General features: G+C 33.5%; 7 protein-coding genes. 1 reads left to right on the top strand and 6 read right to left on the bottom strand.

Going from position 1 to position 10,620, the window contains the following annotated elements; all coding sequences use genetic code 11:
- Together VLC96_RS18615 and VLC96_RS18610 are read right to left on the bottom strand one after the other, a co-directional pair.
- A partial coding sequence (locus VLC96_RS18615) for a tyrosine-protein phosphatase (protein ID WP_325265338.1) occupies positions 1 to 518 on the bottom strand: 518 nt, incomplete at its 3' end.
- A 182-nt stretch (positions 519 to 700) separates the two neighbouring features.
- The gene (locus VLC96_RS18610) at positions 701 to 1,792 is read right to left on the bottom strand and encodes an outer membrane beta-barrel protein (RefSeq protein ID WP_325265337.1); all 1,092 of its coding nucleotides are present in this window, start codon (positions 1,790 to 1,792) and stop codon (positions 701 to 703) included.
- 550 nt (positions 1,793 to 2,342) lie between these two features.
- On the opposite strand from VLC96_RS18610, the gene VLC96_RS18605 reads away from it, so the two are divergent.
- Complete coding sequence (locus VLC96_RS18605; protein ID WP_325265336.1) at positions 2,343 to 2,789, top strand: GNAT family N-acetyltransferase; 447 nt, start codon at positions 2,343 to 2,345, stop codon at positions 2,787 to 2,789.
- A 30-nt stretch (positions 2,790 to 2,819) separates the two neighbouring features.
- On the opposite strand, the gene VLC96_RS18600 is transcribed toward VLC96_RS18605, so the two are convergent.
- The 4 genes from VLC96_RS18600 to galA all read right to left on the bottom strand — a co-directional run bounded on the left by VLC96_RS18600 (position 2,820) and on the right by galA (position 10,575).
- The gene (locus VLC96_RS18600; RefSeq protein WP_325265334.1) at positions 2,820 to 4,934 is read right to left on the bottom strand and encodes an ATP-binding protein; all 2,115 of its coding nucleotides are present in this window, start codon (positions 4,932 to 4,934) and stop codon (positions 2,820 to 2,822) included.
- Positions 4,935 to 5,034: 100 nt separating this feature from the next.
- A complete protein-coding gene (locus VLC96_RS18595; RefSeq protein WP_325265332.1) occupies positions 5,035 to 6,000 on the bottom strand; it encodes a glycoside hydrolase family 5 protein in 966 nt (321 codons plus the stop codon).
- A gap of 130 nt (positions 6,001 to 6,130) precedes the next feature.
- Positions 6,131 to 7,369, bottom strand: a complete 1,239-nt coding sequence (locus tag VLC96_RS18590; protein ID WP_325265331.1) for a glycoside hydrolase family 27 protein — start codon at positions 7,367 to 7,369, stop codon at positions 6,131 to 6,133.
- 329 nt (positions 7,370 to 7,698) lie between these two features.
- Positions 7,699 to 10,575: a beta-galactosidase GalA gene (galA, locus tag VLC96_RS18585; protein WP_325265329.1), complete on the bottom strand. Its 2,877-nt coding sequence runs from the start codon at positions 10,573 to 10,575 to the stop codon at positions 7,699 to 7,701.
- Positions 10,576 to 10,620: the final 45 nt, after the last annotated feature.

The raw sequence follows: 10,620 nt of genomic DNA, 5'->3' as shown, positions 1-10,620 counted from the left end.
ACTCTTTTCAATTTTTCATATTCCTGAAGGTTATTATGATAAAAAGTATAACGCTCTGGATGTGCCAAAACCGGAATATAACCAGCTACTTGCAAATCAAAAAGTAAATCATACAATTGCATTGGTGCATTAATATAAGACATTTCGACTAATACGTAATTGTCTTTTAATGTTAACAATTCACCTGCCTTAAAAAGTCTAACAAATTGTTCATCCATCATATATTCTGCAGCTGCACGAAAAGGAACAACAACATTATTTGCTTCTAATTCCAATTTTGTCTGATCTCTAACAGTAGAAATACTTTCCTTCGTATTATTCCACACCAGGCTCATAATATGAGGAGTCGTAACAAATTGAGACATCCCAATATTTTGTAATGATTGTATAAGTTCCAGTGTATTTTGAAACACAGGAGATCCATCGTCGATACCTGGCAATAAATGTGAATGGATATCAACGTAGTTCGAAGGAATCAAATCTTTCAGTACAGGTTTATTTTTTGAAAAGAAAAACAATTTTTTGTGTTTAAAATGAATTACAAAGAAAACAAAAATCAAGCTAATTCCTGCATAATTGACACAGTGAATGATAAATGGCTAATTACAAAAATACACTAATGTCCCAAAATGTTGTTTAATAAAAAACTGCCAAAACTATTTACAGTTTTGACAGCCCAAAAAAAAAATATTTATGAAAATTAAAAAGTATACGTGGCCGCAACAAGAGCATAAGTGTTCACTCCTTTAAAAGCTCCGTCTGTAGTTACGAAAACATCTTCTGAAGCTGAATCAATTCTAAATTCTGGAATAATTGTTAGATTTCCCACTTTATAATTTAAGGACAATGTATTCCCTATAATTGAAGATCCTGCAATGGCTCCCGCCGAAGGTGCAGCATCTTTTGTATCCATGTATTCTAATCTATAAGCTAACAGAAGTGAAGGACTGAATGTGTACGTTGGATAAAGCACTAACGAAAACCAATCACCATCCAAATCACCATCTACATTATTGTTTGTATTAGCGTATGTTGCATTAAAGCCAAGAGCAAAATTATCGCCTAATTTTTTTGTAGCTACAAAATCAAATTGCGTTTTATCTTCGTCTGAAGGTGCAATTACATCACCGTCATCGTTTCGGATTGGACTTCCATTAGATTTACCTGTTGTCACATTAAAATATGCGCTTCCAGTATCTGCCACATATCCAATTTGACCGATAAAAGTCTTTGCATTAGTTCCGGTTTCCATAGCCGATTTAAAATCTGTTGGATTGGAAACTCCTGCCATAAAGCTAAATTTTCCAGAAGTATACTGTGCTTTAACCCCTGTATTAAAGAAAGGTCCATACGTAAAAGCATATGACATACTGTAGTTTTTGTTATCAACGGCATCCAACAACTCATAACCAATATGCGTTCCAAAAGTACCAGCAGTAATCTTAAAGCTATCTGAAAGCTCATAAGTAAAGGTCAATTGTTTTATCATAAATGAATATTGATTATCATTATAGGTAAACTCTTTGGCTCTTCCGCCAAAACCTAAATCTACGAATACAGAAGCTTTTTTCCATTTATGCGAAGCTTCAACTGAAACCATTCCTAATTCAAATGAGTTATGTGTATTGGTAAAACTAGTGTACCCAACAGGAATCTCAGAAAAATCATATTTGTAATAAGCATCAGCTGATCCACCAAAGGTAGTAGCAGGTGGTGTTGCAGAAGAATCATCTTGTGCAAATGAAATACTCGAAGTCAATGCTAGCAGTAAAATAGTAATTACTTTTTTCATGTTTTAATGTTTTTTAGTTAATAACTTGACAAAGATTTTTAATCAGTTTGGTTAATTTTTTACTTTATTTTTAGTAAAATTATTAACTTTATATTAACATTAAAACTTTTTCGTGCATTTCATTGAAGAATTATTAATTTCAAAAAATCACTGTACAATATTTTACAAATTTCTTTTTTAAAGCCTTATTTTTATTAATTCAATAACAAGTATTTTACCTAGTACCCACTATTTTTTACAGGGTTCAAACAAAAATAACACATAATATTATATGTTTTTTAAAAATTTATATTATTTTTAAAATTATACCCCAAAATAAAATGGGGTTGTGTGTTTAAAAAACATAATTTAAATATTTTAGTTATTTTTATTTTTTAAAAAGATAATTAAGAAATATAATTTTCGTTTGTAAAATAGGATTTGTGGTGTTAAACCCATCTTTTTTAACAAAGGGATTAATAATAAAAAAAATACAAATCAAAGTAAGCAACATAATTTATTAATATAATTTTGTATATTTAATTCTCAAACATCCATTAATCAGACCATTATGATAAGAAAAGCAACCATTCAGGACTTAGATCAATTAACTAAATTATTTGATCAATATGCTGTTTTTTATAAAAACCCATCTAATTATGAAAAACATTATGAGTATCTAAAAGAACGATTAAACAATAATGAAGCAATTGTTTTTGTGGCTTGTGACGATGAAAATCCAGAAAAAATAGATGGTTTTGCACTTATCTACATTACTTTTTCATCATTGGCTTTAAATAAAATACTTATTTTAAATGATCTTTTTGTAGATTCATCGGCAAGAAAAAAAGGACTTGGCGAAAAGCTAATTCTAGAAACCAAAGCTTTGGCAACTGAACTTGGTTCAAAAACCATTCGCTTAAGAACAGCAAAAAGCAATAATGTAGCTCAAAAACTATATCACAAAATGGGCTTTGTCAGAGAAGATTACCTATATAGTTATGATCTTACCGTTTAGTAATTAAAACATAATTATCAAGAAACTGGTCTAAGAAGGTGAATTGTTTTGGATTACTTTATCAATAACTTCATAGATTTTCTCTTTATCCAAAGGTTTAGTTATATATGCTGAAAATCCAGCGTCCATAATTCTTTCTTTTACTTCAGATGAAGAGTGTGCGGTTTGAGCAATTACAATTCGATTTGGATTATTTTTTTTTATCAATTCAAAAGCTTCATAGCCGTCTAAAACAGGCATTTTTATATCCATAAAAATGATATCAATTTCTGAGTTTGCAAGACTAAAATCAACAACTTCCTGACCATTTCTTGCCCTCAAAACTGTGTGTTTTTTTAATTCGAGTATCGTTTTTAAAAGGAGAAAATTAATATTATCATCTTCTGCTACCAAGATCGTTTTAGAATCAGAATTCTTTATTGAATTCTCTTCGTGGACCTCAATGTTTTCAATAGTATGCTCATCATAAATCAGCGGAATCGTAAACATAAAAACAGAACCAACTCCGTATACAGATTTGACTTTGATTTCGCCTCCAAGCATTTCTACATATGCTTTGGAAATCGAAAGTCCTAAACCTAATCCACTAAGTGAAATCGAATAATCATCATCAACTCTTCTGAAGCGATCAAAGACAAATTTCAAATCTTTTTTACCAATTCCGATACCCGTATCCTCAACTTTAATTTCTATTAACTGCTCCTCTTTATTGATCGAATAACCAAATGCGACATGGCCAGTATCTGTGAACTTTATAGCATTTGTCAGTAAATTGACAATTATCTGTTTCAATTTTACTTCGTCCGTTAAAATGTCTTTTTCAAGTTTATCGGAATTTTTACTGATATAAAAATCAATGTTTTTATCCTCCGGAATGGTCACTTTGAGTGTATTATAAAGTTCGCTAAAACATCTATCAAGATCCAAACCTTTATAATTAGGTGTGATTAACTTCGCATCAATTTTGGACATTTCAATTAAATCTTCAATTATCGATACTAAGTTTTTACCGCTACTATTAATGATTTTTAAATACTTCCTTTTTAAATCTTCTTCTAAACTTTCATTCAAAAGTAAATCCGAGAAACCAATAATAGCATTCATAGGTGTTCTAATCTCATGGGATAAATTGGCTAAAAAAGTAGATTTCAGTTTATCACTTTCTTCAGCTTTCTCTTTAGCTTTTTCCAATTGGAAGCGATTTTTCCTGTGATCTTCAAATAGTTTGCCAATATGTCCAAACTCGCCTGGTTCCATTTTCAACAAACTAATCGAAATTTCGCCGTCGCTCTCTAAAATATTAGTAACCAATCGCAACGGTCTATAAACCCATTTTCTGGAATAATGAACTGAGGCAATTAGTCCTACCAATGTGGTAACTACAATAATTAATAACAATTCTTTCGTCCTTCCAAAATTGAGATAGGAAGGCCGCTTAAATAATAATTTTGCAACCACTTGACCTTCGGAATCTTTGAGATTAATTACCGAAGACACTTCCCTATTCCCTTTTACTTTTATACCAACATTTTCCAAAAGACTAATTTTTGAACTGCAGATTTCTTCTAAGTTCTTAAAATAAGATGGATTCAACAAACGAGCCATGAACATATAGCCGGCTGGTTTTGTTTTTGTTTTTTTGGGATCATTTGAAGCGTGAATAGTTCCGCCAAGAACTTCGATTACGCCTTCAGGAACTTTCATATAAAATCTGGAAAACTTGGATTTATACAAGCTTTCCATTGCTTGCTGCGTGATAAAATATTTGGATTTAAAATCTTTTTTTGCAGTACTAGTTATATATTTTTTATCCAAACCATACACTGCAATATAATCTACCTCATACGTAGGAAACTCATTAGTTATGTATTTTTTAAACCATGTCAAATCTTTAGTTTTAGTAAATTTGACCAAAGAATCCCAATAAGTAAGATCATTTATTGTAACAACCTGAGTTTTTGAATTAAAATCAAACAACCTGTTTATTTCGGTTTTGTATTGATCTGAATTGGCTTTGAAAACATCCTTTTCTTGTTTAACTGTATATAAATAAAGTGAAATAAACAATAATAAAAAAAGTGAACTAATCCCAATGATTAATAGTACTAATTTGAAATAAGTTGTTAATTTTAAAGTTAATTTCATATATTTTTTTGTATATCAATAAAAAAAAGTGATGCAATATACTTTTTTCATAATACAAAAAAAACCAACTCGTTTAAAAGTTGGTTTTAATTTTAATAAATTATTTTTTACTATTGTATTTTCTTAACAATTCCCTTGTTTTTAAACCGGATTCCTTAAGATCCTCATCCTTCCAATTACCATCATGACTGGCGGATTTTTTTAGCATTGAACAAGTTTCATCTTTATCCGAAATTGACCAGGTAATCCAGCTTATTTTTCTTTGCTCCATCCAATCAATATACTCATGCCAAGCTTTATAATTCATTGGTCCATCACCAGAAGCTTCCATTCCTGCTGATTCAGAAACAAAAATTGGCAAACCACTTTTTAAGGCTTCATCTGTTCGTTCGCGTAATTCTTTTCCGTGTGTAGCGGCATAAAAATGCATCGTATACATTAAATTATCATAGCCTTTTATAGGATCAGCGGCTGGGAGATTTACATCCTGATCCCATTTTGGACAACCTACCAAAATAATATTATCAGGATCATTTGCTCGTATTACCCTGATTATTTCTTCAGAATAGGCTTTAACTTCTGGCCAGGTTTCGTAATCTGGTTCGTTGAAAACCTCATAAATCACATTTGGATATTTACCATATTTCTTTGAGATTTCGTTAAAATAGGCTTTGGCTTCCTCCAAATTAATATTATGACTATGCCAATCTACAATTACATAAATATCTGATTTGATAGCGCCTTTTATAACTGATTCGATTTTTTCTTTAGAGAAATCTGGCTCCTTTTTATAAGGATGAGGACCAATTTCGATTCCCAATGCAGCACGAACAATGGTACAATGAAAATCTTTTTTAAGCCAAGCCACTGTTTTTTCGTTATAAAATCTTGGCCAGATACTGTGCCATCCAAGACTTACTCCACGCAAAACAATTGGCTTTTGGTTTTTATCGACCAATTGTGTTCCTTTTACACTAAGTTGACCATGCTTTTTAACGAATTGAGCATTTGAAATACTGCAACTTAATACTAATAAAAATGTTATGATTTTAGACTTTGAATTCATTTTTTACTTTTTTACTTTGAGAACTTCAGGTGATTCCATTAGGATACAAATAAAACACCTAACAGGTTAGGAAAACCTGTTAGGATAAGAACCTGAACTTGTTAAGATTAAACATCTTAATTCTTTTATTTTAAGGGATCAATCTTAATGTAATTACATCGTGAGAAGCGAGATCGGCAGTAAAGTTCTTTTTGGTGATTCCAACTTCTTTATTTTTCCAAAGGTCTTTTAGTTTGAAAACGGACTTGGTAAAATCGGCTTCGTAACCAAAATCAACATCTTTTATTGGATTCTTTTTCCAATCAAAATTGATTTTTTTAGGAGCATCTGTTCTGTTTAAAAATGTTACAGCCCAATTTCCTTCGGATAAAGGTTTAACCCAAACTTCTAATCCATCTTCGGCAGAAAGTTTAAATCCTTGAACTCCTAATTTATCCTGATTTACAGCGATTAATTCTTTGTTTGTCAAAATTGCCAATGTTTCTTTTGACATTTTTCTGAAATCATTTCCTGCGATTAACGGCGATGCCATCATACACCACATAGTAAAATGGGTTTTATCTTCGGTGTTGGTCATTCCATTGCCCACTTCCATCATGTCAAAGTCGTTCCAATGATCCGGGCCTGAAAATTTGCGAATATCTTTGCGCATTTCTACAATTTTCATAACTCCCCAAGATGACCAATTTCCTTCTTCATGTTTGTATTCGCAATCAAAACATGGGTAAATATCTCCCGAGATTCTCCACAAGTTTCCGATTGGTTTTCCCCAGTTCCAAACTTGTGTGTCACCCCATTCGCAAAGACTGAAAACTATAGGTCTTCCTGCTGTTTTCAGAGCGTTACTCATTGTTCCGTAAGCTTCTGGAGCGTTAATTCCTGCGGTGTTGCACCAATCGTACTTTAAAAAATCGATTCCTAAATTGGCATAAAAACGGGCATCTTGGTATTCGTAACCGCGCGTTCCCGGATATCCGGCGCAAGTATGTGTTCCTGCGCAATTGTACAAACCAAACTTTAATCCTTTGGAATGAACATAATCTATTAAGGCTTTCATTCCGCTTGGGAATTTTACTGGGTCGGGAACTAAATTCCCATCTTTATCTCTCTCTTTGGTCATCCAACCATCATCGAGAACAATGTAATTATAACCTGCAGCTGCCATTCCCGTAGAAACAATTAAATCAGCGGTTTCTTTTACGAGTTTTTCATCGATATTGGTTTCAAAAGTATTCCATGAATTCCAACCCATTGGTGGGGTCATGGCAAGTCCTTCGAATTTTCCGGTTCCTTGTTTATAGACATTTCCTTGTGAGAAACCTTGAAGTGTAATACTCCCTAATAATAATGTGAGAAGTAACTTTTTCATTTTTTGTTTTTATTAATTTAAAATTTTATTTCATCGCCGTATTTTGTCATTCCTTAAGAATTTCTGCGACGAGAATAACTAACGTGAGACTCCTCCGGAATGACAATATTGTGAAAAAATCAACCAAACATTATCCTGTTCATCTTCGAGACACTTATGTCTTGAAAACCTGTTAAGATAAATGTTATGCAGATTTCGCGTGAGGGATGGCAGTGGAGCTCTTTTATTTATGGTTTTTTTTGCCATAAATAAAAAGCGGGAACGTACAGCCCGACCTCTATGAAAAAATATTTTTCTTATTTTTTCATAGAGGTCACGCCCAAACTATCTTAATTCTTTGTTGCTTTTATTTTTATTTCGACATTTTTGAGTCCGTTGCTGGTTGCGGTCAATTTGATTTCGCCAGCTTCACCAGTGGTTTGAACGATTACCTGAGCCAAACCATTGAATAATTTTCGTTTATAATTTTCGGCTTTGGTGACAATTTGGATACTTCCTAAACTTTGATTAATCACATCCCAAGAATTGACTTTGGTCAGCGGAACGGCCACAACCGCGATAGTATTGCTTCCTGAACGAAGTATTTTTTTGTCTAAAATAAAAGTGTTGCCATTTTTGTTTTCGTTCAAATTTGTTGCAATTTGTTGACCGTTGATGAAAATTGATTGTTGTTTTCCAAGACTTTTGTAAAATAAAGTTATCGTAGTCGATTCAAAATTGGCGGGCAACTCAAATTCTGTGCGGTATGTTATTGCGTTTACTTTTTTTCCAAAATCGACGTTTCTTTCTTCTTTGAAAGCATTTTGCCATGACTCAATAGCGATATTATCTTTGGTTTCTTGTACTGAATTCAAATCAGCAACATACTTTTCTTTAAAGGAGTCCAACGCAATAACAGCAATGCTTTCGATGTATTTATCCGGTTCAAGCGAAGTTGGGTTTCCGTTTCCAACACCAATAATTTTGCCTGGTCCTGTGATTGTAAAAGTTACTTCGTTATCTGCAATTGGAACTTCAAGACCTGATTTGTCTTTGGTACTTACCTTAATTAGTGCAATGTCATTTTTGGAAGCGTCGAACGTATTTTTATCTGATTCTAAATTTAAAATTGTTGGAGTTCCTGTTGTTTTAACCACTTCGGTTAGGATTTTCTTTCCGTTTTTATATCCGATTGCTTCCAGAGTTCCGGGAGTATAATTGACATTCCATTCTAGGTGGCTGTCTTTTTCCATTGTTTTTTTGCCTAAACTTTTTTTGTTCAAGAACAATTCAACCTCATCGCAATTGCTGTATGCCCAGACTTCGATGCTTTGATTTTCTTTTCCAGCCCAATTCCAATGCGGTAAAAGATGTAAAACTGGTTCGTTTTGCCACCATGATTTCAAGTACCAAGCCGTGTCTTTGTAAAATCCGCATTGATCGACCATTCCAAAATAAGAACCTGTTGATGGATAGCCAAACGGAGTTGGTTCGCCACGGTAATCAAAACCTGTCCACACGAACATTCCTGCTAAATACGGACGAGAATTGTAGTGTTTCCAACCATTTTCTATGCTTATAAAACTAGAACTTGGCGCTTTGTCATAAGCCGGCATAAAGTGTTTTTCGTTGTCGCGGTAATATTCGCCACGTGTGGCATTGGTACTACCCTCTTCGGTCCCCCAAATGGATTGATTTGGAAATAATTCGTGTTGTTTATCAGTGCTTTTGTTTACTATATAATTGATTCCCAACAAATCCATGACAGTTGTGATTCCGTTGCTTCCGATTCCGCCACTAAATGCGTAAGTTGAAGGTCTTGAAGCGTCTATAGATTTTACATACGATTGCATGGAACTGGCAATTCTGGCGCCTACAATATCATTTTCGATTCCCCATTCTTCGTTCCCAATACTCCAACTGATGATGGAAGGATGGTTTCTGTCGCGTTCAATCATTTTTTTTACATCACCAAAATGTGTTTGAGTGATTCCTGTCAAGCGATTTTCGTCAATAACAAGCATTCCTAAACGGTCACAAACTTCTAACAATTCAGGAGTAGGCGGGTTATGCGAACAACGATAAGCATTGCTTCCGAATGATTTTAAGGTTTTAATTCTAAATTCCTGTAAAGCATCAGGCATAGCCGAACCAACTCCAGCATGATCCTGATGATTGTTGGTTCCTTTTATTTTGACGTGTTTTCCGTTAAGGAAAAAACCTTCGTTGGCATCAAAACGAATTGAACGGATTCCGAAAGAAGTTTTGTAAGTGTCCACTAATTTTTCATCCTCATAAACCGAAGTTATCATTTCATACAAATAGGGTTTTTCCAGTGACCAAAGCGTTGCATTTTCAACAGATAAATCAGTTGAAAAATCTTTAGTTTCCCTTGGATTTAAACTACAGGAATTGATTGTTTTTTCGGCAATGTTTTTTCCGTTTGCATCCAAAATAGTTTGAATGATTTTAAATGATTTTGACATTTTGCCTTCATTAGTCAATGTAACTAATGCATTAATATCAGAGGTATTGTCTTTTATTTTTGATTGTACAAAAGTGCCGTTGTCAGGAACGTGAAGCTCATTGGTCTTGTTCAACCAAACATGACGATAGATTCCGGCTCCTTCGTAAAACCAACCTTCTTCCATCGTGGCATCTACACGAACGGCGATGGTGTTTTCGCCTCCGTAATTAATATAATCGGTGATATCGTATTCAAAACCCAAATAGCCGCTGTCTTGATTTCCTAAATAATGGCCATTTACCCAAACAACCGAATTACGGAAAACGCCATCGAAAGCTATATGGATTCGGCGTCCAAAATCACTTTCGGGAATAGTTATTTTTTTGCGGTACCAGCCAATGCTTTTGTCTGGGAAATTTCTTCCGATGGCTTTGAATCCATGACTGAAACTGGCCTGCTCGCTAAAACCCTGTTCTACAGCCCAATCGTGTGGCAAATCTAAGTTTCGCCAGGAACGATCATCAAAAGCAGCATTAGCTGCTCCATCTCCAAAACCGGCTTTGGCTAAATAGGAGAAATATGCTGTTCCTGTATTAAAATCTTTTTTAGTGTCTGAGGGATGCCCAAAAGCAAATCTCCAATCTTTGTCTAAAGAAATATGTTCTCTTGAGGATTTATTTGATAGTGATTGTGAAAAAACAGGAAGGTAAAAACTAAAGGATATGAGGAGTAAAAAAAGGATTGTTTTGAAATTTTTCATTTACTATTTATAAAGAATTAAACATACAAGTTTACTCAATCCTAT

It is taken from the genome of Flavobacterium sp. (genome assembly GCF_035456085.1).
Lineage (GTDB): Bacteria > Bacteroidota > Bacteroidia > Flavobacteriales > Flavobacteriaceae > Flavobacterium.
The sequence above is the reverse complement of the archived record's forward strand: the minus strand, read 5'-3'. Positions and strand labels throughout refer to the sequence as shown.